General features: G+C 64.5%; 29 protein-coding genes and 1 pseudogene. 21 read left to right on the top strand and 9 right to left on the bottom strand.

All coding sequences use genetic code 11. The features are described from left to right. Nucleotides 1-50: 50 nt before the first annotated feature. From CDQ91_RS07085 to CDQ91_RS07120, 8 genes are all read left to right on the top strand, one after another. Nucleotides 51-836 (top strand): alpha/beta hydrolase, encoded by a 786-nt coding sequence (locus CDQ91_RS07085; protein WP_088472042.1) that lies wholly within the window; start codon nucleotides 51-53, stop codon nucleotides 834-836. A 51-nt stretch (nucleotides 837-887) separates the two neighbouring features. Continuing rightward, complete coding sequence (locus CDQ91_RS07090; RefSeq protein WP_088472043.1) at nucleotides 888-1,205, top strand: hypothetical protein; 318 nt, start codon at nucleotides 888-890, stop codon at nucleotides 1,203-1,205. 128 nt (nucleotides 1,206-1,333) lie between these two features. Beyond that, nucleotides 1,334-1,468 carry a 50S ribosomal protein L34 gene (gene rpmH, locus CDQ91_RS07095; RefSeq protein WP_039570342.1) on the top strand — a complete coding sequence of 45 codons (135 nt, stop codon included), beginning with the start codon at nucleotides 1,334-1,336 and terminating at the stop codon, nucleotides 1,466-1,468. Between the two features lie 20 nt (nucleotides 1,469-1,488). Continuing rightward, nucleotides 1,489-1,851: a ribonuclease P protein component gene (gene rnpA, locus CDQ91_RS07100; protein ID WP_088472292.1), complete on the top strand. Its 363-nt coding sequence runs from the start codon at nucleotides 1,489-1,491 to the stop codon at nucleotides 1,849-1,851. Between the two features lie 55 nt (nucleotides 1,852-1,906). Further along, on the top strand, nucleotides 1,907-2,119 hold the full coding sequence (gene yidD, locus CDQ91_RS07105; protein ID WP_088472044.1) for a membrane protein insertion efficiency factor YidD: 213 nt from the start codon (nucleotides 1,907-1,909) through the stop codon (nucleotides 2,117-2,119). Nucleotides 2,120-2,175: 56 nt separating this feature from the next. Then, entirely contained in the window at nucleotides 2,176-3,921 is a 1,746-nt protein-coding gene (yidC, locus tag CDQ91_RS07110) for a membrane protein insertase YidC (protein WP_088472045.1), read from the top strand. Continuing rightward, nucleotides 3,918-4,583 (top strand): ribosome biogenesis GTP-binding protein YihA/YsxC, encoded by a 666-nt coding sequence (gene yihA / locus CDQ91_RS07115; RefSeq protein WP_088472046.1) that lies wholly within the window; start codon nucleotides 3,918-3,920, stop codon nucleotides 4,581-4,583. Before yidC ends, yihA begins: the two co-directional genes overlap by 4 nt. A 118-nt stretch (nucleotides 4,584-4,701) precedes the next feature. Continuing rightward, nucleotides 4,702-5,373, top strand: coding sequence for a glutathione S-transferase family protein (locus tag CDQ91_RS07120; protein ID WP_088472047.1), 672 nt, complete (start codon nucleotides 4,702-4,704; stop codon nucleotides 5,371-5,373). A 144-nt stretch (nucleotides 5,374-5,517) separates the two neighbouring features. Here the strand turns inward: CDQ91_RS07120 and CDQ91_RS07125 are convergent, their stop codons facing one another. Then, nucleotides 5,518-5,985, bottom strand: a complete 468-nt coding sequence (locus CDQ91_RS07125) for a cupin domain-containing protein (protein WP_088472048.1) — start codon at nucleotides 5,983-5,985, stop codon at nucleotides 5,518-5,520. A 118-nt stretch (nucleotides 5,986-6,103) separates the two neighbouring features. Here CDQ91_RS07125 and dapE point away from each other — a divergent pair, with 118 nt between their 5' ends. Then, the gene (gene dapE, locus CDQ91_RS07130; protein WP_088472049.1) at nucleotides 6,104-7,231 is read left to right on the top strand and encodes a succinyl-diaminopimelate desuccinylase; all 1,128 of its coding nucleotides are present in this window, start codon (nucleotides 6,104-6,106) and stop codon (nucleotides 7,229-7,231) included. On the opposite strand, the gene CDQ91_RS07135 is transcribed toward dapE, so the two are convergent. From CDQ91_RS07135 to CDQ91_RS07145, 3 genes are read right to left on the bottom strand one after another with little or no spacing between them, the layout of a single operon-like run. Then, nucleotides 7,228-7,803: a Smr/MutS family protein gene (locus tag CDQ91_RS07135; protein WP_088472050.1), complete on the bottom strand. Its 576-nt coding sequence runs from the start codon at nucleotides 7,801-7,803 to the stop codon at nucleotides 7,228-7,230. The two genes, dapE and CDQ91_RS07135, sit on opposite strands and share 4 nt — an antisense overlap. Nucleotides 7,804-7,809: 6 nt before the next feature. Continuing rightward, nucleotides 7,810-9,126, bottom strand: coding sequence for a murein transglycosylase A (mltA, locus tag CDQ91_RS07140; protein WP_419722552.1), 1,317 nt, complete (start codon nucleotides 9,124-9,126; stop codon nucleotides 7,810-7,812). A gap of 14 nt (nucleotides 9,127-9,140) precedes the next feature. Further along, entirely contained in the window at nucleotides 9,141-9,770 is a 630-nt protein-coding gene (locus tag CDQ91_RS07145) for a Tim44/TimA family putative adaptor protein (RefSeq protein ID WP_088472294.1), read from the bottom strand. 274 nt (nucleotides 9,771-10,044) lie between these two features. Here CDQ91_RS07145 and secB point away from each other — a divergent pair, with 274 nt between their 5' ends. The 4 genes from secB (at nucleotide 10,045) to CDQ91_RS07165 (ending at nucleotide 14,032) form a co-directional block, all read left to right on the top strand. Further along, entirely contained in the window at nucleotides 10,045-10,560 is a 516-nt protein-coding gene (secB, locus tag CDQ91_RS07150; protein ID WP_088472051.1) for a protein-export chaperone SecB, read from the top strand. A 28-nt stretch (nucleotides 10,561-10,588) separates the two neighbouring features. Next, on the top strand, nucleotides 10,589-12,187 hold the full coding sequence (gene murJ / locus CDQ91_RS07155) for a murein biosynthesis integral membrane protein MurJ (RefSeq protein ID WP_088472052.1): 1,599 nt from the start codon (nucleotides 10,589-10,591) through the stop codon (nucleotides 12,185-12,187). Nucleotides 12,188-12,205: 18 nt separating this feature from the next. After that, a complete protein-coding gene (gene trpS, locus CDQ91_RS07160; RefSeq protein WP_088472053.1) occupies nucleotides 12,206-13,222 on the top strand; it encodes a tryptophan--tRNA ligase in 1,017 nt (338 codons plus the stop codon). A 132-nt stretch (nucleotides 13,223-13,354) separates the two neighbouring features. Then, a complete protein-coding gene (locus tag CDQ91_RS07165; RefSeq protein WP_088472295.1) occupies nucleotides 13,355-14,032 on the top strand; it encodes a DUF4136 domain-containing protein in 678 nt (225 codons plus the stop codon). Between the two features lie 81 nt (nucleotides 14,033-14,113). Here the strand turns inward: CDQ91_RS07165 and dnaA are convergent, their stop codons facing one another. The 3 genes from dnaA to mutM form a co-directional block, all read right to left on the bottom strand. Further along, nucleotides 14,114-15,472, bottom strand: coding sequence for a chromosomal replication initiator protein DnaA (gene dnaA, locus CDQ91_RS07170; protein ID WP_088472054.1), 1,359 nt, complete (start codon nucleotides 15,470-15,472; stop codon nucleotides 14,114-14,116). Nucleotides 15,473-15,966: 494 nt separating this feature from the next. Continuing rightward, entirely contained in the window at nucleotides 15,967-16,230 is a 264-nt protein-coding gene (gene rpsT / locus CDQ91_RS07175; protein WP_088472055.1) for a 30S ribosomal protein S20, read from the bottom strand. Nucleotides 16,231-16,418: 188 nt separating this feature from the next. Continuing rightward, nucleotides 16,419-17,231 (bottom strand): bifunctional DNA-formamidopyrimidine glycosylase/DNA-(apurinic or apyrimidinic site) lyase, encoded by an 813-nt coding sequence (gene mutM, locus CDQ91_RS07180; protein WP_088472056.1) that lies wholly within the window; start codon nucleotides 17,229-17,231, stop codon nucleotides 16,419-16,421. A gap of 93 nt (nucleotides 17,232-17,324) precedes the next feature. Between mutM and CDQ91_RS07185 the strand changes: the two genes are divergently transcribed. The 8 genes and pseudogenes from CDQ91_RS07185 (at nucleotide 17,325) to CDQ91_RS07220 (ending at nucleotide 23,223) form a co-directional block, all read left to right on the top strand. Beyond that, entirely contained in the window at nucleotides 17,325-18,062 is a 738-nt protein-coding gene (locus tag CDQ91_RS07185; RefSeq protein WP_088472057.1) for a class I SAM-dependent methyltransferase, read from the top strand. A gap of 157 nt (nucleotides 18,063-18,219) precedes the next feature. Then, on the top strand, nucleotides 18,220-19,764 hold the full coding sequence (ubiB, locus tag CDQ91_RS07190) for a 2-polyprenylphenol 6-hydroxylase (protein ID WP_088472058.1): 1,545 nt from the start codon (nucleotides 18,220-18,222) through the stop codon (nucleotides 19,762-19,764). A gap of 44 nt (nucleotides 19,765-19,808) precedes the next feature. Next, on the top strand, nucleotides 19,809-20,054 hold the full coding sequence (locus CDQ91_RS07195) for a type II toxin-antitoxin system CcdA family antitoxin (protein WP_088472059.1): 246 nt from the start codon (nucleotides 19,809-19,811) through the stop codon (nucleotides 20,052-20,054). Next, nucleotides 20,054-20,350 (top strand): CcdB family protein, encoded by a 297-nt coding sequence (locus CDQ91_RS07200; RefSeq protein ID WP_088472060.1) that lies wholly within the window; start codon nucleotides 20,054-20,056, stop codon nucleotides 20,348-20,350. The genes CDQ91_RS07195 and CDQ91_RS07200 overlap by 1 nt, the downstream gene beginning before the upstream one ends. Nucleotides 20,351-20,352: 2 nt before the next feature. Further along, a complete protein-coding gene (gene coaBC / locus CDQ91_RS07205) occupies nucleotides 20,353-21,606 on the top strand; it encodes a bifunctional phosphopantothenoylcysteine decarboxylase/phosphopantothenate--cysteine ligase CoaBC (RefSeq protein ID WP_088472061.1) in 1,254 nt (417 codons plus the stop codon). Further along, nucleotides 21,578-22,030: pseudogene (dut, locus tag CDQ91_RS07210) on the top strand (dUTP diphosphatase); the annotation flags it as partial. The gene coaBC and the pseudogene dut, both read left to right, overlap by 29 nt. Before the next feature lie 90 nt (nucleotides 22,031-22,120). Beyond that, nucleotides 22,121-22,870: a HesA/MoeB/ThiF family protein gene (locus tag CDQ91_RS07215; protein WP_088472062.1), complete on the top strand. Its 750-nt coding sequence runs from the start codon at nucleotides 22,121-22,123 to the stop codon at nucleotides 22,868-22,870. Then, nucleotides 22,849-23,223: a DsrE family protein gene (locus CDQ91_RS07220; protein ID WP_237245865.1), complete on the top strand. Its 375-nt coding sequence runs from the start codon at nucleotides 22,849-22,851 to the stop codon at nucleotides 23,221-23,223. Before CDQ91_RS07215 ends, CDQ91_RS07220 begins: the two co-directional genes overlap by 22 nt. A 38-nt stretch (nucleotides 23,224-23,261) precedes the next feature. On the opposite strand, the gene CDQ91_RS07225 is transcribed toward CDQ91_RS07220, so the two are convergent. Together CDQ91_RS07225 and prfB are read right to left on the bottom strand one after the other, a co-directional pair. After that, nucleotides 23,262-23,975 carry a class I SAM-dependent methyltransferase gene (locus CDQ91_RS07225; RefSeq protein ID WP_088472064.1) on the bottom strand — a complete coding sequence of 238 codons (714 nt, stop codon included), beginning with the start codon at nucleotides 23,973-23,975 and terminating at the stop codon, nucleotides 23,262-23,264. Further along, on the bottom strand, nucleotides 23,975-25,102 hold the full coding sequence (gene prfB / locus CDQ91_RS07230; protein ID WP_088472065.1) for a peptide chain release factor 2: 1,128 nt from the start codon (nucleotides 25,100-25,102) through the stop codon (nucleotides 23,975-23,977). The genes CDQ91_RS07225 and prfB overlap by 1 nt, the downstream gene beginning before the upstream one ends. Nucleotides 25,103-25,126: the final 24 nt, after the last annotated feature.

The following is a 25,126-nucleotide window of genomic DNA, read 5'->3' on the forward strand; positions in this document are numbered from 1 at the left end:
GACCGTGCCGCTTGACGCCTTGGTAGGCGCGCACACGCAAGGACGGGATCATGATCGTATCGGTCGCCCTCGTTCGCACGTTGATCGTCGCGCTGTTCGCGGCAGTGCTGGCGTTCGCGCCGGCGCATGCACAGCAGATGGTGATCGTCACTACGACCGTCAGCTGGACCTATGAAGACAGGGGCGACGACGCGCGGGCGATCGACGAGGATGCCGCGCTGCTCGATGACGAAACGCTGGCCGATGCAGTGCTGGCCGACGAGACCCCGGCCGCAACGCGCCGCTATGCGCCCCACGCTACGCTCGCGACGCTTGGCCATGCCCAGGCCCGCTATGGCCCCTTTTCGGTGATCAATGGCCAGACCGCGCGCATGGCGGGCGATGTCGATGGCCGGACGCCGCGCCAGTTCGCCGCGATGCTCGCCGCCCACCCCGGGATCAAGCGGCTGGAAATGCTCGACTGCCCCGGCAGCCTCGACGAAGCCGCAAACCTGATCCTCGCGCGCGCGATCCGGCGGGCGGGGATCGAAACCGTCGTGCCGAGCGGCGGGTCGGTGCGCTCGGGCGCGGTCGAACTGTGGCTCGCGGGGGCCCGGCGCAGTGCCGCCCCCGACGCCGAATTCGGCGTCCATAGCTGGGCCGACGAAACCGGCCGCGAGGCGAACGACTATCCGGCGAGCGACCCGGTACATGCCGAATATCTGAGCTATTATCGCGAAATGGGGATACCGGACGCCAAGGCGCGCGCCTTTTATGCGCTGACCAACAGCACGCCGTTCGACGAGGTGCGCTATCTGACGCGCGAGGATATGGCGCGATTTGTTGCGGTGGATTAGCCCGACGGGTTGTGGTTGCAACGCTACCCTCCCCACCCCACATCGGCCCTCATGGCGAAGCTCGGCCTCTATCAACGTTTGCGGTCGACCGCGCAGGTCCGCCTGACGCTGTTCATCCTTGGTGTGGTGCTGATGATTCTCGCACCGATTGTCGGCATATTGCCCGGTCCGGGCTTTATCATCCTGTTTCCGGTCGGATTGATGCTGTGCCTTCAGAACAGCGCGTGGGCGAAGCGTATCTATGTGCGTTTCAAATGGCGCCATCCGCGCTATGCCGACTGGACCGATCGCGTGATGCAGCGCGCGAGCGCGGCGCGGCGGCGGGCGAAGGCCAGGCTGACGAAGCCGGAAACCAGCGATGGCGATTGATCGCCAAATGCGATCGGGGGCGATTGACTTTGCCCCGACTCTCGCTTATCCGCGCCTCAATCAGTGGCCGCCCACGTTTGGCGGCCCTTTTCTGTTACAGCCTTTGACGAGATTTAGGGATAACCGCGATGAAGCGCACCTTTCAACCGAGCAACCTCGTACGCGCCCGTCGCCACGGTTTCCGCGCCCGCAAAGCCACCGTTGGCGGCCGCAAGATTCTGGCCAACCGCCGCGCCCAGGGCCGCAAGAAGCTGTCGGCCTGACACTATTGCGTGCGCAGGCGATGTCGCTGCGCACCCTCAGCAAACGTAGCGAATTTCTGGCCGCGAATCGCGGCCTTCGCTATCCCATGCCCGGCTTCGTCCTGCTTGTCCGCCCACGCGGCGACAGCGACGAAACGCTGGGCGTTGGCTATACCGTCAGCAAAAAAGTCGGCAACGCGGTCACCCGCAACCGGATGAAGCGCCGGTTTCGCGAACTGGCGCGTGCGGCAATGCCTGCTTCGGGACTGTCGGGCGCCGACCTGGTCCTGATCGGCCGCCCCGGCGGCAACGACATCCTCTTTGCTGACCTCAGCGAACATCTCGATTCGGCGCTGAAGCGCGCGGCGAAGAAGCTGGCCCAAAAATCGTCTGCGCCATCATGATCGCCTCTCCAAAGCGATTCCCGAGTGAAGTTGCGCAGTTTTCCGGGCTTTCTTCATGATCGCGAAGCTGATGATTCTGGTCGCGCGCGGCTGGCAAATCGGCCCGTCGCGCATCCTTCCACCCAGCTGCCGCTATACACCCTCGTGCAGCGCCTATGCGATCACCGCCCTCCAGCGCTACGGCGCGATCAAGGGTGGCTGGATTGCGACAAAGCGGCTATTGCGCTGCCATCCTTGGGGCGGCCACGGCCACGACCCGGTGCCATAGAGTTTTCAGACTCGCAGCATCACCCCCGACATTGAGACGAAGAGAGACAGAAGAGCGTGGACGACAAACGTAACCTGATCGCGGCCATCCTGTTATCGGTGGCCATCCTCCTCGGCTGGAACTTCGTCTCCGAGAAATTCTTTCCGACCCCCGCCAAGCCCGATGTGACGACAACCGTTGCGGGGACGAGCGGCGCGGAAACCGCCGCCAACCCGGCGCTGCCCGGCGCGCTGCCGGCACCGGGAACGCCCGGCGCTCCCGCGTCGCAGGTGATCCGCCCGGTCGAGGCGGTACTCGCCGCAGGCCAGCGCATCGCGATCGAAACCCCCAAGCTCGAGGGGTCGATCAACCTCGTCGGCGCACGCGTCGACGACATCACGCTGACCAAATATCGCCAGACGATCAAAAAGGATTCGCCGCCGGTCCGCCTCTTCTCCCCCGCGGGGACGAAGGGCGCCTATTTCGCGACCCTCGGCTGGTCGGCGCAGGGCTTTGCCGTTCCCGACGCCAGCACCGTCTGGACCGCGACGGGCACCAGGCTGACCCCGGCGACGCCGGTGACGCTGAGCTGGGCCAACACCACCGGCCAGAGCTTTCGCATCGAATATAGCATCGACAAAGATTATCTGATCACCGCGAAGCAGACGATCGCCAACAACGGCGCCGCGCCGGTCGCGGTTCGCAGCGGCACCTATATCGACCGCACCGGCACGCCGACCGACCCGCACGAGCAGGACAGCTGGACGATCCACGTCGGCCCGACCGGCTATCTCGACGGCAAATCCAATTTCACCAATTATGACGAGCTCGTCGAAGCTCCGGCCAAGACCATGTCCTATGGCGCGGCCGGATGGCTTGGCTTTACCGACAAATATTGGCTCGCCGCAGTGGTCCCCGCCAAGGGCGAAAAAGTGTCGGCGGCGTTCAACGCGCTTCCCGGCGACAGCTATCGCGCCGCCTTCGCGCGCGATCTGGCAGAGGTCGCACCGGGCAAGCAGCTGACGACGACCAGCCGCATCTTCGCCGGTGCCAAGGAAGTCAGCACCCTGTCGATGTATCAGGACGATCAGGGCATCACCCGCCTGTCGAACGCCATCGATTGGGGCTGGTTCGAATTTTTCGCGGTGCCGATCTTCAAATTGCTCGACTGGCTGTTCAAGCAGCTCGGCAATTTCGGCTTTGCGATCATGGCGCTGACCCTGGTGATCCGCCTGCTGATGTTCCCGATCGCGCAGCGCCAGTTCCGTTCGATGGCGCAGATGCGCGTCGTCCAGCCGAAGATGAAGCTGCTGCAGGACCGCTACAAGGACGACAAGCCGAAGATGCAGCAGGAGCTGATGAAGCTCTATAAGGATGAAAAGATCAATCCGCTGGCCGGCTGCCTGCCGATCGTGATCCAGATTCCGATCTTCTATGCGCTGTACAAGGTGCTGATGCTGACGATCGAAATGCGCCACCAGCCCTTCGTCGGGTGGATCAAGGATCTGTCGGCGCAGGATCCGGCGATGATCCTCAACCTGTTCGGCCTGCTGCCCTTCACGCCGCCGTCGCTGCTCAGCATCGGCGTGATGGCGGTGATCCTGGGCGTGACCATGTATCTGCAGTTCCGCCTGAACCCCGCCCCGACCGACCCGGTGCAGGCGCAGGTGTTCAAGATCATGCCGTGGATATTCATGTTCGTCATGGCGCCGTTCGCGGCCGGCCTGCTGCTCTACTGGATCACCAACAATATCCTGTCGATCGGCCAGCAGCAGTGGATGTACCGCCAGTTCCCGGCCCTCAAGGCGGCGGCAACGAAATGAGTGACATCGACACGGACATCGAACCCGGCGCCGACCCCGAACGGGCGGAGCGGGCGCGCAAGCTGTTTTCAGGGCCGATCGCCTTCCTGAAATCGGCGCCGACGCTGGAATATCTTCCGGCGCCGAGCATGCCCGAGATCGCATTTGCCGGACGCTCGAATGTGGGGAAGTCGTCGCTGCTCAACGCGCTGACCAACCGCAACAGCCTCGCGCGCACCTCGGTCACGCCGGGGCGGACGCAGGAGCTCAACTATTTCGACGTCGGCGAACCGCTGATTTTCCGGCTTGTCGACATGCCCGGCTATGGCTTTGCCAAGGCGCCAAAGGATGTCGTCAAGAAATGGCGCTATCTGATCAATGACTATTTGCGCGGGCGCGCGGTGCTCAAGCGCACGCTGGTTCTGATCGATAGCCGCCACGGGATGAAGGACGTCGACCGCGAATTTCTCGAAATGCTCGACGTCGCGGCGGTGAGCTATCGCATCGTCCTGACCAAGGCCGACAAGATCAAGGCGAGCGAACTCGCCGCCGTCCACGCCGCGACCGAAGCCGAAGCCCGCAAACATGCCGCCGCGCACCCCGAGGTGATCGTGACGAGCAGCGAAAAGGGTCTCGGCATCGCCGAACTGCGCACTGCGGTGCTGGAAGCGGTGGAGATCTGATTTCTTCCCCCCTCCCGCTTGCGGGAGGGGTCGGGGGAGGGCATGTCATGGGAACACCGGGCCGAAACAGGCCCTCCCCTAGCCCCTCCCGCAAGCGGGAGGGGGACTTGGAGACCCTATGAAACTCTTCCTCGGCAACAAGGCATACTCCAGCTGGAGCCTCCGCGGCTGGCTCGCCGCCAAGCATAGCGGCCTTCCCTTCGAGGAAATCACCGTCCCGCTCTATGACGAGGACTGGTCGAACCGGCGCGAAGGCGATGAGTTCGCGCCCTCGGGCGGAAAGGTGCCGATCCTGTGGGACGGCGAGGATATTGTCGTCTGGGACAGCCTCGCGATCATCGACTATCTCAACGAAAAGACCGAAAGCACGCGGGGCTATTGGCCCGAGGGGCTGGCGGCGCGCGCGATGGCGCGGTCGATGGCCGCCGAAATGCATTCGAGCTTCGCCGCGCTGCGCCGCAACCACAGCATGAACATCCGCCGCATCTATCCGCCCGCCGAGCTGCTCCCCGAAGTGCAGGCCGATGTGATTCGCGTCCTGCAAATCTGGGCCGAGGCGCGCGCGCGTTTCGGCGGCGAAGGCGATTATCTGTTCGGCGACTGGTCGGCCGCCGACATGATGTTCGCGCCCGTCGTCACCCGCTTCATCACTTATTCGATCCCGCTGCCGCGCTTTGCCCTGCCCTATTGCCAGGCGGTGATCAGCCATCCGCATATGCAGGAATGGATCGGCGGCGCACAGGCCGAGGATTGGGTGATCGAGAAGTTCGAGGGGCCGATCGAGGAGTGAGCCTCCAAATCCTCCCTGTCGCGAAGCGATGGGGAGGGGGACCGTCCGCGGAGCGGATGGTGGAGGGGCCGGCGCCATGGCCCCTCCGTCAGCGCTCCGCGCTGCCACCTCCCCACGGCTACGCCGCAGGGAGGATTTTCATTTTCACGCGATCCGCTTCGTCGGGTAAGGCCTGCCGTCCTTGTGGAAATAGCCATCGGGCGTGAACATCATGTCGATGTCCGAATAGCCGCCGCCGGTATCATATTGCTTGCCGCCGCCCAGCGCGACGAAGATGCAATCGGCGTCCGATTCGTTGATCAGATGATGGCCGTTGATGCTGCCCTTCGGCCATACCGCAATATCGCCCGCGACCATCGGCCAGCGTCCGTCATCCTCGACCAGCACCGCCTCGCCCGAAATCATCACCAGCATCTCATCCTCGCCATCGTGCCAGTGGCGCTGCGACGACCAGGCGCCGGGCTTGAGCACCACATGGCTGGCGGCGAAATCCGAGAGCCCGGTGGCTGGCGCGAGACGACGATACCATCGGCCCTGGACCGGTGCGTCATAGGGCGCGGGGTAGCCGGTGCTGTTGGTTTGCGGAATCGTGTCGAGGTCGAGCTTGGGCATGAGGCACCTCCTGCCCCCTTTTGCCGTTTGCATCGAGCGAAGTCGAGATGCCCATCGACCTCACGCAAGGGCGATTGGTGTCTCGACTTCGCTCGACACGAACGGGTAAAGGGCGGCGATGAGCATTAATCCCGTCACCCTCGCCCAGGCGCTGATCGCCGCGCCCAGCATCACCCCCGCCACCGGCGCGGTTTTCGATGTGCTGGAGGCCGCGCTAACCCCGCTCGGCTTCACCGTCGAGCGCTTCATCGACGGGATCGAGCCCGACGGGCCGGTCGAGAATCTCCTCGCGGTGCGCAAGGGCAAGGGACCGAAGCATTTCGGCTTTGCCGGGCATCTCGACGTCGTGCCGCCGGGTGTCGGCTGGACCGGCGATGCGTTTGCGCCCGAGATTCGCGGCGACCTGCTCTATGGCCGCGGCGCGGTCGATATGAAGGGTTCGATCGCGGCCTTTGTCGCCGCCGCCGCGGAAACGCCCGCCGAGGCCGGAACGATCAGCCTGATCATCACCGGCGACGAGGAAGGCCCCGCGATCTTCGGCACCCGCGCGCTGATGGAGCATATGGATGCCCGCGGGATCCGCCCCGACATGATCGTCGTCGGCGAGCCAACCTCGGTGAACAGGCTCGGCGATATGGTGAAGATCGGACGGCGCGGGTCGGTCAATATCTGGATCGACGTTCCGGGGACGCAGGGGCATGTCGCCTATCCCCACCTCGCCGACAATCCGATCCCGAAACTGGTCAAGATACTGGCGGCGATCGATGCGGTCGTGCTCGACGAGGGCAATGACTGGTTCCAGCCGTCGAACATCGAATTCACCGATATCGAGGTCGGCAATGGCGCGACCAATGTCATCCCCGCCTCGGCGCGCGCACGGCTGTCGATCCGTTTCAACGATGCCCACAAGGGCGCCGATCTGGTGGCGATGATCGAGCGCATCGCGCATGATATCGAACCCAATGCCAAGATATTGGGCAAGATTTCGGGCGAAGCCTTCCTCACCCCGCCGGGCGATTTGTCCGAACTGGTCGCCGAGGCGATCCAAGCCGAAACCGATATCGCCCCCGATATGTCGACGACCGGCGGGACGTCGGACGCGCGCTTCCTGCACGCGCTGTGCCCGGTGGTCGAATTCGGGCTGACCAATGCCACGATGCACAAGCTCGACGAGGCGGTTACGGTTGCCGATCTGCACACACTGGCCGCCATTTATCGCGGGATACTGGTGCGCGCCTTCGCCTAATCCTCTCGCGCACGGCGCAGGATGACATAGACCGCCCCCGCGCCGCCGTGGCTGACATGCGCGGGGCGGAGCGCGACGATCTGGTCGGCGTAGGGCGAGAAGGCGAGCCAGTCGGGGAGCGAGGCGCGAATCGCGCCACGCGGACGCGGATCGCCGTGCATCAGCGGCAAGCGATCGGCGCCGGGGCGTAGCCGTCCCGCCACCACCAACACCACGCGCGCGCCACGAATGAGCGCCCGGCCAATACTGTCATCGAGCAGCGACTGCGCCGAAGCAAGGCTGTGGCCATGAAGGTCGATGCTCATGTCGGGGCGAACAAGCCCCTTGCGCAGCCGCCGGTCCCAATGCCCATCGAGCGTCGCCGCCTGATGGGTGCGGCGCGGCGGCGGCAATTTGATCGGCGGCAGCGACGTGGCGGCAGGTTTGGCGATGCTACGCGGCGTCGGCTTGGGCACGGCGACCGTCGGCGGCGCGACGGGCGCGAGCGGCGATGCGGGCTTGCGCAGCGGCTTGACCGTCGCCGCGACCTTTTTCCAGAGCGCGCTTTCCTGTGGATCGAGACGCCGCGGCATGGCGTGTCAGGGCGCCGGGAACAGCCGCGCGATGCTGGCGCGCGGCAGCAGGAGCAGCGCCGAACCGCGCCCCGCCATGCCGCCGGCGATCGCGCGCGCATCGTCGCCCGCACCCCAGAAGCTGTCGAAGCGGTTGGCGCCCTTGATCGCGCCGCCGGTGTCCTGCGCGATCCACAGGCCGTTGGGCTCCGCACGATCGAGCGAAAGGAAGATCGGGACGCCCAGCGGCACATATTTGGGATCGGCGGCGACGCTGACGCGGCCCGTTACCGGAACGCCGAGCGCACCGAGCGGACCGGGACCGGTGAGTTCGCGAAAGAAGACCCAGCTGGGATTTTCGTTCATCACCGCCGCGCCGCGCACGGGATCGGCGCGCAGATAGTCGAGGATGCCCTGCATCGACGCCTGTCCGGGCTTGAGTTCGCCGCGATCGAGCAGCAGCTTGCCGATGCCGACATAGCCGCGGCCATTCTGCGTATCATAGCCGATGCGCATGATCTGACCGTCGGGCAACCGCAGGCGCCCCGAGCCCTGGATTTGCAGGAAGAAAAATTCGGCGGCGTCGGCGGCATAAGCGATTTCGAGCCCGCGCCCGTCGAGGACGCCGCTTTCGATCGCGGTGCGGTCGTAATAGCGCACGAAATTGCTGCCATCGACGCGGCCGCGAATCTTGCGGCCTTTGAGATCGTCGGAAAATTGGCCGAGATCGGCGTCGATCAAATCGGCGGGGCGGCGATAGACGGGAATGTCATAGCCCGCCTGTCTGGTCCGCGATCCTGCAATTTCAGGCTCATAATAGCCGGTGACGAAGGCGGTGCCACCACCGACCTGCACCGTGCCGAAATAGCGGGTGAAGAAGGCGACGGCATCACCGTCGGCCCAGTTTTCGGCGGCAGCGCAGCTTTCGGTCCAGTCGGCATTTTGCGTCAGCCCGCTGCTATCGGCACGGCGCTGGACCGAGGGGCAGCTGATGCGGAAGGCGGCGAGCGCAGCGCTCGCGCGCTCTGGCGACACGCCGAGCGAAGCGACATCAGGCCCGGCAATGACCCCGGCAGTTGCTGCAGTGGTGGCGTCGGCCGGAACCGGCGGTACGGCGAGCGGCGGATTGGGGGTGGCGGGGATTGGGGTCGCGGCGACCGCCCCGGTTTCGGATGGGCGCGGATGATAGGGGCGCGGAGTGCCGGTCGGCGCGGGCTTTGTCGCGGCAAGCGGCGGCGGCGTGCCGGCGATAGGGCCGGGATCGGCCATAGAGCAGCCCGAAAGCAGCGGCAGGGCGACAAGAAGAGCGAACCCGAGCGCACGCGGCGCGCGGGCCATCATCATCGCCGGCATAAGAATCAGGCTGCTTCGGTTTCGTCGAGCAGCCAATTGGGATCGTTGCTGCCAACCTTACGGCGGAAGGTCCACCGATCGTCAGTCTGCGATGCATCGCTCATCGAGCCCGCGATCATCTTGCCTTCAGCGTCACGGGTCACCGCGCTGATGTCGGCGCGATACTGGACGGTGATTCGCGCTTCGGTGCGCCCCACTTCAACCCCGGTGATCTTCGCCGAATCGACGCTCATCAGGCGGTTTTCAAGCCGCTCGCCCCGCGCCTCGCGTGCTTCGATCGCCTCGACAAAGGCTTCATAGCTGTCGTCGTCGCACAGGTCGCGCAGCACATCGCGGTCGCCCGCCCAAAATGCCTCGAGAATCATGCGATAGGCCGCCTCGGCGCCCTCCATGAAGCGCCCGGCATCGAAATTGCGATCGGTCGCAAGCAACTGGCGCAGCCCAGCTTCGGCAGCGGGCTCATAGACCAGGCCCGAAGGCTCTACCGCAGGAACTGCCTGCCCGTCGCTGTCGTCGAGCCGCACCGGGGCCGGCGCCGCACGCTCGTCGCGACGCGGCAGCACGGGCTCCTGTTCATGCCCGGTCCGTTTCCCGAGGACCGAATAGAGCCGCATGCCGAGAAACGCGGCAATCATGGCGAGCAAGACGATCGAAAAAGCGGTCACAGGCAAAAGTCCAATGCAGACATGTGGAAAAGTCTTGATCTCTACATAGGCGATCCGCCGCCATGTTTCAAATCTCCCTTGGCCGGAGCATGGCGGCAGGTCAACGATTCACCGCGCCGACAGGGCATTACCGCCCCCATTGTGCTGGCCGCGTCGCGCTGCTAACGCCGCCGCAACCGTCCATCGCAGGCCTTGCACGGCCTGTGGTACGGATATTTTTTCATACCAACGAAAGCGCGACATCATGGCTGACGAGACCAGCACCGACATCAACCCGGCCCCGCAGGCGAACGGCGAAGACACGAGCCCGGCGATCGGCCTGATCTCGCAATATGTGAAGGATTTGTCGTTCGAGAATCCGAGCGCGCCCGCCGCATTCCAGTGGCAGTCGGCCCCGCAGCTGGACGTCCAGTTCAACATTGCCGCCGAAGGCGTGGGCGAAGGCCTGTTTGAAGTGACGCTGAAGATCGACGTGACGTCGAAGGCCGACGAAGGCACCGCCTTCGTCATCGAGCTGCAATATGCCGGCCTGTTCGGCGTCCGCAACGTCCCCGACGACCAGCTTCAGCCCTTCTTCCTCGCCGAAGCACCGCGCATTCTGTTCCCCTTCGCCCGCCGCGTTGTCGCCGATGCCGTGCGCGACGGCGGCTTCCCGCCGCTGCTGCTCGAACCGATCGATTTCCACGGCCTCTTTGCGCAGCAGGTCCAGGCGCAGGCCGAAGGCCAGGCCGAAATGGCAAATCCGGTCGGCGAAGCCTGATTTTGGCTGAGCTGGCGGGGCGCGTGCGATGAGCAGCCTTGTCAAAAATGTCGGGACGATCGGCGGACTGACGCTGATCAGCCGCATTTTCGGCTTTGCCCGCGACATGCTGCTCGCACGCGTGCTCGGCGCCGGGCTTGCGGCCGACGCCTTCCAGCTCGCCTTCACCCTGCCGAACACCTTTCGCCGGCTGTTCGCCGAAGGCGCCTTTTCGGTCGCCTTCGTGCCGATGTACAGCCGCGCGCTGCACGGTTCCGAAGCCGAGGGCGGCGGCGAAGCGGCGGCGGCGAAATTCGCCGACGATGTGCTCGCCGTCTTCCTGTGGGTGCTGCTGGTCTTTTCCGCGGTCGCGATGATCGCGATGCCGGGCATCGTCTGGCTGCTCGCGCGCGATTTTCAGGCCGTGCCCGGCAAGTTCGAGCTTGCGGTGTTCCTCAGCCGCATGACCTTTCCCTATCTGGCGCTGATCAGCCTGGTTGCGATGCTGTCGGGGCTGCTCAACGCCCGCTCGCGCTTCGCTCCCGGCGCGCTTGCCCCGGTCTTGCTCAACATCGTGCTGATCAGCGGGATCACCGCGGGCTGGTGGCTGCGCGGCGACAGCGGCGATGACCGCATCGTCGCGGTCGCGCTCGCCATTTCGGTGAGCCTCGCCGGGGTCGCACAGCTTGCCTATCTTTGGTGGTCGGTGCGCCGCGCCGGGCTGAAGCTCCATATGCGGCTACCCAAATTCACCCCCCAGGTGAAGAAACTCGGCATGCTGATCCTGCCCGCAACCTTTGGCGCCGGAATTTACCAGATCAGCCAGTTCGTCGACACCTTCTTCGCGACCTCGCTGCCACAGGGATCGTTGACCCTGCTCAAGCTTGCCGACCGGCTCAACCAGATGCCGCTGGGCATCGTCGGCATCGCGCTCGGCACTGCGATCCTGCCGATGCTGGCACGCCATATTCACAGCGGCGACAATGCCGAGGCGCAGCGGTTACAGACCAATGCGTTCGAGATGGCGACATTGCTGACGCTGCCCGCCGCCGCCGCGCTCGCGATCTGCGCGCCCGCCTTCGTCACCGCCTTTTTCGTCGGCGGCAAATTCACGCTCGCCGATGGCGCGATCATGGCGAATATCGTCGTCGCGCTGGTCGCGGGGCTTCCTGCCTATGTCATCGTCAAGATTTTGAACCCCGGCTTTTTCGCGCGCGAGGATATGCGGACCCCGGTGTGGACCGCACTCGCATCGCTGATCATTAATATCGCGATCAACCTTTATGTCGTCGAGCGTTACGGCATCGTCGGACTGGCGGGAGCGACGGCGGTGTCGGCGAGCATCAACTGCCTGTTGCTTTACGCCGTCCTCCACCGCCGCGGCTGGTTCCATTTCACCGCGAAACTCGCGGGCAAGGTCGCGCGCCAGATCGTCGCGGTCGCGGCGATGTCGGCGCTGCTCTGGTGGATGATGCCAATGCTCGCCCCCTATTATGGCGGCGGCGTCATCGATCGCATCTGGTCGCTGGCCGCGCTGGTCGTAGCGGGCGGCGCGGTGTTTTTCGCCGCCGCCTTCCTTGTCGGCGCGCTTGACAAGGATCTGGTCGCCATGCTCACGCGGCGACGCGCCAAAAAGGCCGCGCCCTAAGTCAAACAGGAGAATATCATGCGGATCGTATCGGGCATCCAGCCCACCGGACATTTGCACCTTGGCAATTATCTGGGCGCGATCCGCAACTGGGTGCGGATGCAGGACGATGCCGAAAAGGCGGGCGGCGATTGCCTGTTCTTCCTCGCCGATCTCCACGCACTTTCGATGCCGCACGTCCCCGCCGAGCTGTCCGCCAACACGCGTGCGATGACTGCCGCGCTCGTCGCCTGCGGGATCGACCCCGACCGCTCGACCCTGTTCAACCAGGCGCGCGTCCCGGCGCACGCCGAGCTGCAATGGCTGCTCAACGGCACCGCGCGGATCGGCTGGCTCAACCGGATGACCCAATTCAAGGACAAGTCGGGCAAGAATCGCGAGGGTGCTTCGGCGGCGCTCTACACCTATCCGGTGCTGCAGGCGGCCGACGTGCTGCTCTATCAGGCCACGCACGTCCCCGTCGGCGAGGATCAGAAACAGCATCTCGAACTCGCGCGCGACGTCGCGCAAAAGTTCAACAATGACTATGCCACCCCCGACGCGCCGGTCTTCACCCTGCCCGACCCGATCATCCCGTCGAGCGCCGCGCGGATCATGAGCCTGCGCGACGGCGGATCGAAAATGTCGAAGTCGGACCCGTCGGACATGAGCCGGATCAACCTGACCGACGACGCCGACACGATGATGCAGAAGGTCAAGAAGGCGAAGACCGACGCCGAACCATTGCCGTCTGAGCCCGCAGGGCTTGAGGGACGTCCCGAAGCGCGCAACCTCGTCGGCATTTACGCGACATTGGCCGATGTTTCGGCGGCCGACGTGCTGCGCGACTATGCCGGACAGGGTTTCGGCGCCTTCAAACCCGCGCTCGGCGAACTGCTGGTCGAGAAGCTGGGGCCGATCAATGCGCGCTTCGTCGCGCTGAAGGATGATCGCGCGGCGCTCGATGCCATCCTGGACAAGGGCGCAGAAAAGGCGCGAACCCTTGCAAAACCGACGCTCGATGCCACTTATGATGTTCTTGGTCTATGTCGTTGAAACTGCGACAACGACCATGAACCAGCCCGGAACAAAGTTGCGACGAAGCGGGTTCAACCAAGGTTAAGTCGCATCGGCATAGTCATGGTATAAAGCGGTACTTATGCACGCACCGAGAAACGGAGCAAAATGATGAGCAAGATGAACTTTCGGCGACTGGGTCTGGCCGTCCTGACAGGCGCCGCGCTGGCGCTCGCTGGCTGCGCCACCCCCTTCCGCGCCGATGTCGCACGCTTCCAGTCGCAGCTGCCCGCGCCGCAGGGTCAGACCTTCGTCGTCGAAGCCGGCGATCCGAGCCTCGATGGCGGGATCGAATTCGGCCAATATGCCAATCTCGTCGCCGGCGAGCTGACCCGCTTTGGCTATCGCGCCGCGGCGCCGGGCGAAAAGCCCGAACTGCTCGTGCGGATGAACTATGGCATCGACAAGGGCCGTGAGCGGGTGCGCAGCACCGGTTTCAATGACCCCTGGTATGGCGGCGGCTTCTATGGCCCCGGCTATCGCCCCGTCGTCGTGCGCGGCCCCAATGGCCGCCGCTATATCTATGGCTGGCGCGACCCCTTCATGTGGGGCGGCTTCGGTCCCGGCTATAACGACGTTGAAAGCTATACCGTCTATACCAGCGGGCTCCAGCTGACGATCAACCGCGCATCGGACGGCATGCGCCTGTTCGAAGGCCGCGCCGAGGCACAGTCACGCGATAACAATCTGACCCTGATCATCCCCAATCTGATCGAGGCGATGTTCACCGACTTCCCCGGCAATTCGGGCGAGAAGGTGCAGATCACCGTGGCGCCGCCGCCCAAGTAAGCGCGGCCGTCAGAAGCAACAAAAAGGGCCCGCCTTCACATCGAAGGCGGGCCCTTTTTGTTATATTTTGTTCGCGGGCGATCAGCCGTTGAGGCTGCGCCGGATCGCCGCAATTTCGGCATCGAGTTCGCCATCGTTGACCCGCAGCGCCTCGACTGTGCGGACCGCGTGGATCACCGTGCTATGATCGCGCCCGCCGAAGCGGCGGCCGATTTCGGGATAGGAACGCGGCGTCAGCTCTTTCGCCAGATACATGGCGACCTGACGCGGGCGGGCGATCGCGCGGACGCGGCGCTTCGACGCCATCTCCGACTTGTCGAGCCGGTAATGGGCGCACACCGCACGCTGAATCTCGTCAATCGTGATCCGCGGGCGCGCGCTGCGCACATTCTCGGCGAGCCGGTCTTCGGCGAGCGCGAGGTCGACCGTCGTCCCGGTGAGCGCAGCATAGGCAAGCAGCTTGTTGAGCGCGCCTTCGAGCTCGCGGATGTTGCGGGTGAAATGCTTGACCAGATAGGCGACGACATTGTCGGGCACATCGAGCATCGGCATCGCCGCGAGCCGCTGGCGGATAATGCGTTCGCGCAAATCATCCTCAGGCGCCTCGATATCGGCGACGAGCCCGCCTGACAGGCGCGACAACAGCCGCGCCTCGACCCCGTCGAGCATCGCCGGCGGGCGATCGGCGGTGACGACGAGGCGTTTGCCCGCGGTCATCAGATCGTCGATCGTGTGGAGCAATTCTTCCTGCGTCGAATTTTTGCCGATCACAAACTGCAGATCGTCGAGCAGCAGCAGGTCGGCGGCCCGCAGCCGCGCCTTGAACGCCATCATATCGCCGCCACGCATCGCGCCGACGAATTCGAGCATGAATTTCTCGGCCGACATCAGGATGATGGTCGCGCCCGGATGCACCGCGGCATAATCCTGTGCGATCGCGTGGAGCAGGTGCGTCTTGCCCTGCCCGGTGCCCGAGCAGAGATAGAGCGGGTTGAACTGCGGCGCTTCCGCCATCGCCATGCGGCGCGCGGCATTGGCGGCAAGGATATTGCTGCGCGCGACGATGAAGCGGTCGAAGCTCAATCGCGCGTCGAAGGGCGATGGCACCATGATCGCCGGCGCAGGCGGCGTGTCGAACACCGGCAATTCGGGCGATGCCAAAGCCGCAGCGCGATCGCTTGCCGCCGCACCGCCGCGCACCATCACGCTGCGGACTGCGGGCAGATGATGGCGCCAGGCGAGCTCGAGCCGGTCGCCGAAGCGTTCATTGACCCAATTGGCCGAGAAACGGCTGGCGGTCTCGAGCGTCACCACACCCGACATCGCGCAATAATCGGCAAAGCGCACGGGCTTGAGCCAATGATCGAAGGTGCGCGCACCCAGATCACGGCGCAGCCCCTCGGCGACGCGCAGCCAGAGCGTGGCGGCGTCGCCGCTCATCGCTCGATCCTGCGTGTCTGTGCCATGCCTGTCGTTGCTCCGTATCACCCTGTGCCGCCCCTTGATGTCCCCTGCCGGGCTTCGCTGGGCCGACCACGCGCCGATTCGTCGCTTGCGGCAGGCGCAAGCATATTGTCTCGCGCCGAAGCCCGATAAATTGCGAATCATGTCATTGTGGCGGCCACCGGCGAAGGCCGACGACACAACTGTCTAGTCAGGGTTGAGAGAGTCGATCAAGGGCAGGCCCTGTAAAAATTCTGAAATATAATTCTTGACTCAACCCACCCCTTGAAAAATCGTCGAGGCACTTTTTTTTCGTTATATTTCAGATGCTTATTTGAACAAACCGGACTCGAGAAATTTGCAGCCGAAACGAATCGCGATAAATCCGTCACTTACCGCGGCGCAACAAATCTGACTTGTCGGAGTCACAAAAAAGACCCGCCGGAAGTACCGGCGGGTCTTTTGGTTTTGCTTGTCGGCGAAAAGCCGAATCAGGCGATCGCGTTGACGCTTTTGGTCAGGCGCGAATATTTGCGAGCCACAGTGTTCTTGTGCAGAACGCCCTTGGCAATGCCGCGTGCCATTTCGGGCTGCGCAGCCTTCAGCGCGATCGCAGCAGCGTCCTTGTCACCGGCGGCGACGGCGTTCTCGACCTTCTTCACCAGCGTGCGGATGCGCGAAACGCGATTCTTGTTGACGACGGTGCGCGCCTGGTTGCGGCGGATGCGCTTTTTTGCCTGCGGCGTATTGGCCATAAATTCCTCGGTTTCCAAACGGTCAAAGTCAGTCGGAGCGCAGCATCACCCGAAGCAGCCGAATCGCGCAAAGCGGCGAATCAATGTCCGGATAAAGCCGGGACCGGATGACCGAACCCTGCTCGAAGGGTGCGCGCATAGCCAGAGCGGCCCGATTGGTCAATCCTTATTGCGCCATATCGCCCGCATTACCGTTGGCATTTGGGGCAAAAGAAGGTCGATCGCCCGCTCTGGACGATGCGCGCGATCGTGCCGCCACATTCGCAGGCATCGCCCTCGCCGCCATAGACGCGCCAGTCCTTGGCGAAATAGCCAAGCTCGCCATCGGGCTGCTTATAGTCGCGCAAGGTCGAGCCGCCCGCCGCGATCGCCGCCGCGAGCACATCCTTTATCGCGGGCACCAGAGCCGCGAGCTTCGCCTTCGACACGTCGGTCGCCGCGCGAGTCGGGGCTATGCGCGCCATGTTCAGCGCCTCGCAGACATAGATATTGCCCAGCCCGGCGACGATCGTCTGGTCGAGCAGCATCGCCTTGATCGGCGCGCGGCGGCCGCCGAGCGCCTGCGCGAGATAGAGCGCATCGAACGCGTCCGACAAAGGTTCGGGTCCGAGCGACACAAAGGCCGGAAAGCCGGTCAGCGGGTCGCCTGCAACGAGATCGACCGAACCAAAACGGCGCGGATCGTGAAGCATCAGCCGCTGCCCAGCCGCCGTGTCGATGAGCAGATGGTCGTGCTTGCCCGGCTCGCCCGGCCCGATCCGCCAGCTGCCCGACATGCCGAGGTGAAAGATCATATGGTCGTCGCGGTCGGTGGCGATGATGCCATATTTGGCGCGGCGTGAGAGGCCGGTGACGGTCGCCCCGGTCAGCCGCTGGGCGAGATCAACGGGGAACGGCCGGCGCAAATCGGGGCGCATCGTCGAGACGCGGGTCAGGCGCTGGCCGATCAGGTGCGGCGCAAGCCCGCGGACGGTGGTTTCGACTTCGGGAAGTTCGGGCATCGTGCCCCGGCGGTAACTGGCATTTGCTTGGCGAACAAGCCTTGGCTAAAGGCCGGGGCGCACGTCCCGCACTCCCCGCAAAGGCGCATCTCCATGTCGACCCCAGAAACCGTCAGCTTTGGCTATGAAGAGGTCGCCGCGACCGAAAAGACCGCCAAGGTCGGCGAGGTGTTCAGCCGCGTCGCCAAAAAATATGACATTATGAACGACGCGATGTCGGGCGGTATGCATCGCCTCTGGAAAGACCGCTTCGTGCGCCGCGTGAAGCCGCGCGAAGGCGAGTCGATCCTCGACATGGCGGGCGGCACTGGCGACATCGCGTTCCGCATGGAAAGAAGCGGCGCGAGCATCACCGTCGCCGACATCAACCCAGACATGCTGGGCGTCGGCGTCGAACGCGCCGCCGAACGCGGCATCGATACGTTGGTGTGGAGCGAGCAAAATGCCGAGACGCTGAGCTTTCCCGACCAGTTTTTCGACGCCTATACGATCGCCTTTGGCATCCGCAACGTCACCGACATTCCCGCCGCGCTGAAGGAAGCCCACCGCGTGCTGCGCTATGGCGGGCGCTTCTTCTGCCTCGAATTTTCTACCAACGAATGGCCGGGCTTCGCGCAGGCCTATGACGCCTATTCGCACCATCTGGTGCCCAAGCTCGGCAAGCTGATCGCGCAGGATGAGGACAGCTATCGCTACCTCATCGAATCGATCCGCCGCTTCCCGCCGATGCCCGCATTTGCGAAGATGATCCGCGAAGCCGGCTTCACTTCGGTGAAGGTCGAACCGATCATGGGCGGCCTCGTCGCGATTCACAGCGGGTGGAAAGCGTGAGAACTGACATAGATCATCCCCTCCCGCTCGCGGGAGGGGCAGCGAGACTTGCGAACTTGTTCGTTAGTCGCAACGGGGTGGGCATCGCAACGGCAGACGCTCGCCTGCGGCTCGCCCCACCCCTAACCCCTCCCGCAAGCGGGAGGGGGACTAAGGCATGACACGTCCCATAACCCATATTTTCCGCCTGCTGAAATGGGGCCGCACCCTCGCGCGCCATGGCGCGTTGCGCGGAATCGAAGCTGCGCCGACGACGCCCACGAGCGTCAAGCGGCTGTGCCGCATCGCTCGCCTCGGGACGATCCAGCCCAAAAACCCCGATTATGCCGCTGCCTTCCAGGCGATCGGCCCTGCCGCAGTCAAGCTGGGCCAGACGCTCGCGACGCGCCCCGACCTTGTCGGCGAAGACGCCGCACGCAACCTGCTGATGCTGCAGGACGCGCTCGCACCCGTCGCGTTCGAACGCATAAGGCAGGAGATCGAGGCCGCTTTCGAAGCGCCGCTCGAATCCATCTATAGCGAATTCGATCCCATACCCGTCGGGTCGGCGTCGATCGCACAGGTCCACCGCGCGGTGACGAGCGACGGCCGGCAGGTCGCAGTAAAAGTCCGCCGCCCCGGCATCGACAAGCAGTTCGCGCGCGACATCGAAACCTATGAATGGGCGGCGGCGCATGTCGAAGCCTTTGGCGGCGAAGTGGCCCGGCTGCGCCCGCGCGAGGTAATTGCCAATTTCCGCCGCTGGACGCTGCGCGAGCTCGACCTGCGGCGCGAGGCCGCCTCGGCGTCCGAACTCGCCGATGCGATGGTCGCGGTGCCGACCTTCCAGGTTCCCGCAATCGACTGGGATCGCACGACCAGCCGGGTGATGACGCTCGACTGGATCGACGGCATCAAGATTTCGCACCGCGACGCGCTGGTCGCAGCGGGGCACGATATGGAGGCGCTGGCAGGCAACCTCGTCCACGCCTTCCTGCGTCAGGCGATTGCCGAGGGCTATTTCCACGCCGACATGCACCAGGGCAATTTGTTCGTAAAAGCCGACGGCACGATCGCGGCGGTCGACTTTGGCATCATGGGGCGGATCAACCGGCAGGCACGCTACTGGCTCGCCGAAATCCTCTATGGCCTGACCACCGGAAACTACCGCCGCGTCGCCGAAATCCATTTCGAGGCGCAGTATGTGCCCGACTATCACAGCGTAGAAGAATTCGCGACCGCACTGCGCGCGGTCGGCGAGCCGATGCGCGGCAAGCCGGTGAGCGAACTCAGCGTCGGGCAGATGCTCGACGGGCTGTTCGCGATCACCCGCGATTTCGACATGCAGACCCAGCCGCATCTGCTGCTGCTGCAAAAGACGATGGTGATGGTCGAGGGCGTCGCGACGATGCTCAATCCCAAGATCAACATGTGGGACGTGTCGGGACCGTTCGTCAGCGAATGGATCCGCGACGAGTTGGGCCCCGAGGCCGCGCTCGCCGACGGAATTCGCGAACAGGGCAAGACGCTGGCGCTGATCCCCGACATCATCCGCCGCCTCGACGCGCAATTGCCGCGCAAGGGCGGCGCCCCCCCGGCGCCGCCGCTGCCCGAAATCGCGCTGATGTGGGACAAGGGCGAGCGGAAGCGTTGGTGGCGCTATGCGCTGACCGCGATTGCCGGCGCGGCGGCGGGGGCGGCGGCGCTGAACTGGCTGGGTTGAACCCTCGCGTGAATGCGCATAACTTATGCGCAAGGAGAATGGCGATGAACCGTCCCGCGCGATTCGAAGGCCCGAAGAAGGCGACGAATGTGTCGCTGAACGCCGAGTTGGTCGAAGAGGCCAAGCGACTCAGGATCAATGTCAGCGAAGCATGTCAGTCGGGACTCGCCGCGCAGGTCAAGGAAGCGCGTGAAACCGCGTGGAAGGACGAGAATCGCGCCGCGATCGAAGCCTCCAACGAATATGTCCGCAAACATGGGCTGCCGCTCGCCAAATATCGGCAATTTTGATGGCGCAATTTGACGTATGCCGGACGGCCGATGGCGATCTGGTGCTCGATTGCCAATCCGATTTGCTCGCTCATCTCAACACGAGGTTGGTCGTACCGCTCCTTACCGCCGACCAGTTCGAGGTTGTTGCACGTCGGCTCAACCCACTTTTCATGGTCGATGAGGTCCAGCATGTGATGTACACCCAATTTGCTTCGGCCATTCCGGCCAATCAGATTTGTGAGACGGTCATGTCGTTGGAAGGCAGAAGCTTCGAGATCATGAATGCCCTCGATATGCTGCTGACAGGGGTTTGACGATGGCGGCGAAACGCATCCTGCTGATCATCGGTGGCGGTATCGCCGCCTATAAATCGATCGAGCTTGTCCGGTTGCTCCGGAAATCGGGCTATGTCGTGCGCTGTGTCATCACGCGCGCGGGCGAGCAATTTGTGACGCCGCTGACCCTCGCCGCCTTGAGCGAGAATAAGGTTTATACCAGTCTGTTCGACCTGAAGGACGAGGTCGAAATGGGGCATATCCAGCTGAGCCGCGAAGCCGATCTGGTCGTCGTTGCGCCCGCGACCGCCGATTTGCTGGCAAAGATGGCGGCGGGGATCGCAGACGATCTCGCGACCACCTTGCTGCTCGCGACCGACAAGCCCGTGCTCGCCGCGCCAGCGATGAATGTCCGCATGTGGCTCCACGCTGCGACGCGCCGCAATGTCGTAACGCTGCGCGGCGACGGGGTGACGGTGATGGAGCCCGACGAGGGCGAGATGGCATGCGGTGAATATGGGCCGGGACGGCTTCCCGAGCCCGAAGCAATCAAGGCGGCGATCGATGCTGCGCTGGCCGCGCCCGCAACGCTGGCGAACCAACCCGATTTCGCCCCGGCGAACCACCGCCCACTGTTCGGCCGCCGCATCCTGATCACCGCCGGGCCGACGCATGAGCCAATCGACCCGGTGCGCTATATCGCCAACCGGTCGAGCGGACGTCAGGGCTTCGCCATCGCCGCCGCCGCCGCTGAAGCCGGCGCTGAGGTATTGCTGATCGCCGGCCCTGTCGAGCTGCCGACCCCGCCCGGCGTGATCCGCGTCGATGTAGAAACCGCGCGCGAAATGGCCGATGAGGTCGAGCAGGGTCTGCCGGTCGATGCCGCGATCATGGTCGCCGCGGTCGCCGACTGGCGCGCCGCCGATACCGCGGTGCAAAAGCTCAAGAAGGACGGTTCGGGCGCGGTCCCGCCGCTCGCGCTCGCCGAAAATCCTGACATTCTGGCAGGCCTCGCCAAAAGTCCCAGACGGCCGCCGCTGCTGATCGGCTTTGCCGCCGAGACCAACGATGTTCTCGCCCATGCGCAGGCGAAGCTTGCGCGCAAGGGCTGCGACTGGATCGTCGCCAATGACGTTGCGTCCGACCCGATGGGCGGCGAATTGAACCGCGTCCATATCGTCACCCCCGACGGCGTTGACAGCTGGGACCGGCTGCCGAAAGAGGCCGTCGCCCGCAAACTGATGGAAAAAATTGCCGATGACCTCGATGCCCGCACACCCCTTTCCCGCGATTGAAATCGCCATCCAGCGCCTGCCCAACGGCGGCGGCCTCCCCCTGCCCGCCTATGCGTCTGACGGCGCGGCGGGGATGGATGTCGTCGCGGCCGAGACGCTGACGATCCGTCCCGGAACGCGACACGCGGTCGCGACGGGCTTCGCAATGGCAATCCCGCCGGGTTATGAAGTGCAGGTGCGCCCGCGCTCGGGCCTCGCATTGAAGCATGGCATCACCTGCCTCAACACGCCGGGCACGATCGACAGCGACTATCGCGGTGAGGTGAAGGTGATCCTCGCCAACCTCGGCGACGAGAGTTTCGACATCAAGCGCGGCGACCGCATCGCGCAACTCGTCCCCGCCCCCGTCCAGCGCGCGACCTTCGCCGAAGTGGCGACGCTCGACGATACCGCACGCGGCGTCGGCGGCTTCGGGTCGACCGGGGTCGCAAGCGAGAGCCTCGACAAGGACGTCGAACCCGCAGGGCTTGCTTCGCTGGCCGCGATCAAGACGCGGCGATCGGGCGAATAGGCGTTGCTGAGCGACGCCGAACTCGACCGTTACGCCCGCCAGATCATCCTGCCGGCCTTTGGCGGCGTGGGGCAGGCGAAGCTGAAGGCCGCACATGTCGCCGTGATCGGCGCGGGCGGGATCGGCTGTCCGGCGATCACCTATCTGGCGGCGGCGGGCATCGGTAAGCTGACAATCATCGACGATGACCGGATCGAGCTTTCGAACCTGCATCGCCAGCCGCTGTTCACCGACGCCGACATCGCCGCCCCGAAGGCCGAGATTGCGGCTGCGGTAGCGCAGCGGATCAACCCGCATGTCGATGCGGTGGCGGTCGTCGAACGGCTCGGCGATGCCAATGCCGAAGCGTTGCTGGCGGGCACGAACCTGATCCTCGACGGCTGTGACAATTTCGGAACCCGGCTGACCGTCAACCGAACCTCGGTCGCGCTGCACATTCCGCTGCTCAGCGCCGCGATCGGTGCGTTCGACGGGCAGGTCGCGCTTTATGAAGGCTGGCGCGCCGACCGCCCCTGCTATGCCTGCCTTGTTGGCAGCGACCCCGACCGCGAAGGCATCAACTGCGCCGAAGCGGGGGTGATGGGCGCGCTCGCCGGAATGATCGGAACGATGGCGGCTTTGGAAGCGGTGCGCGCACTGACCGGCTGGGGCCCGCCGCTTTCGGGCCGCCTCGCGATCATCGACATGCTCGAGCGGCGCTGGCGCGAGATGGGCGTCGCCAAGGATCCGGGATGCACGATATGCCGGGGCTGAGTATCATCGTCGCGGGGGCCGAGGGCGAGCGGCTTTACGCTGCGCTTGAAACTGCGATGGCAGCGACAGCACTCGGTCGTCCGGCTCGCATCTTTCTGCAGGGCGAAGCCGCAGGGTTGCTGCGCGATCCCGTCGCCTTCGCTGGCGACGAAGCGCGGCGCGCAGCGGGACAGCCCGACCTCGCCGGGCTGGTCGCGGAAGCCATCACGATGGAGGTTCGCCTGTTCGTGTGCCAATCGGGGATGGCGCTGGCCGGCATCAACGCGACCCAACTGGTACCGCAGGTCTGCGCCGGGGGGCTGGTCAGTTTCATGGCCGATGTGGCGCCCGAGGAACGGTTGCTGGTTTATTAGAGGAAACTCCCCTCCCGCCCGCGGGAGTGAGGAAGTCACTACGGATTATCGCAGACGGTGATCTGGTCGGGAGCGGGGCGTTTTCCGGTCGGCACGAAGCGCGCGAGATAGCCGCCGGCATGCTGCTTATCGTCATAGGACACGAGTTTGTAACCGACCGCCTGAAACTCGCAGACGAGCAGGCGGAAGGGCGTGCCATGCTCGGCAATCGGCCGGTCGCCGTCGACGACGATCACCTGCCCGCCCTTGCGCAGTGCGGGGCGCAGGCGCCACAGGAAGGCGTAAGGCTCGCCGATCTCATGATACATATGGACCATGAAAACGCGGTCGAAGCTGGCCGCGGGCAGGCGCGGATCGTCGACCGCGCCGAGTTTCAGCGAGACATTATCAAGCCGTTCGCGCGCGACGCGATCGGCAAGCCGCTCGATCACCTCGGGCATGATGTCCTGCGCCAGCACACGGCCGCGTGCGCCGACGCGCGGCGCGAGACGGACGGTATAATAGCCGTCACCCGCGCCAAGGTCGGCAACAGTCATGCCGGGGCGGACGTCGGCCGAATCCATGACATCTTCGGCCTCGTTGACGCGATCGCGCGCTTCCTCGGTCGACCATTTTGTCGAGACGGTCGGCGCCACGGGACGGTCAGCGGGCGGGAATTCGCGCGCCGTCTCCAAGCGATCGCTGTCGTCATCCCACGGCGCATCGCAGCCGCCGAGCAGCAACAGCGCCGCGAGGACGACCGCGCGCTTCATCAGTCAATATCTTCCACTTCGACCTTTTCGCCCGTCACCTTCTGCGACAATGCCGCCGCCATGAAGGGATCGAGCGCGCCATCGAGCACGTCGCCGGGGGCGGTCGAGGTCACACCCGTCCGCAAATCCTTCACCAACTGATAGGGCTGAAGGACATAAGAACGGATCTGATGGCCCCAGCCGATTTCGGTCTTGGCCTGATATTCGCCCGACGCCGCCGCTTCGCGCTTTTGCAGCTCGGCCTCGTACATCCGCGCCTTCAGCATCCCCATCGCGGTCGCGCGGTTCTTGTGCTGCGAACGGTCGTTCTGGCTCGCGACGACGATCCCGGTCGGGATGTGCGTGATACGCACCGCCGAATCGGTCGTGTTGACGTGCTGGCCACCCGCGCCCGAGGCGCGGTACGTATCGATCTTGAGGTCGCCTTCGTTGATCTCGATTTCGATATTATCGTCGATCACCGGATAGACCCAGACGCTGGAAAAGCTGGTGTGGCGCCGCGCCGAGCTGTCATAGGGAGAGATACGGACCAGACGGTGGACGCCGCTTTCGGTCTTGGCATAGCCATAGGCATTCTCGCCCTTGACCAGCATCGTCGCCGATTTGATGCCAGCCTGCTCGCCCGCCTGATATTCGACAAGCTCGACCTTGAACCCGCGCTTTTCGGCCCAACGGCTGTACATGCGCTGGAGCATTTCGGCCCAGTCCTGGCTTTCGGTACCGCCGGCGCCCGCATGGACCTCGATATAGGCATCGTTGGCATCGGCCTCGCCCGCGAGCAAGGCCTTGATCTTGTCCACTTCGGCTCGCGCGGCGAGAATGCCCAGCGAAGCCACGGCTTCATCAGCCAGCGCGTCGTCGCCTTCCATCTCGGCGAGCTCGATCAGTTCGGCGGTGTCGGCGCATTCCTTTTCGATCGCGCGCGTCGCGTTGATGGCTTCGTCGAGCCGGCGGCGTTCGCGCATAACCTCTTGCGCCGCTCTGGGATCGTTCCACAGCGTCGGGTCCTCGACCTTCGCGTTCAGCTCATCGAGCCGGCGCACCGCGCGGTCCCAGTCAAGGAAACGGCGCAGCAGCGCCAGCGCGGCACCGATCTTGTCAATATGATCCTGCGCTTCGGCGCGCATGTCTTTGCTCCTGAAAAAATAGTG

It is taken from the genome of Sphingopyxis witflariensis, from assembly GCF_002205635.1.
GTDB classification, from domain to species: Bacteria; Pseudomonadota; Alphaproteobacteria; order Sphingomonadales; family Sphingomonadaceae; genus Sphingopyxis; species Sphingopyxis witflariensis.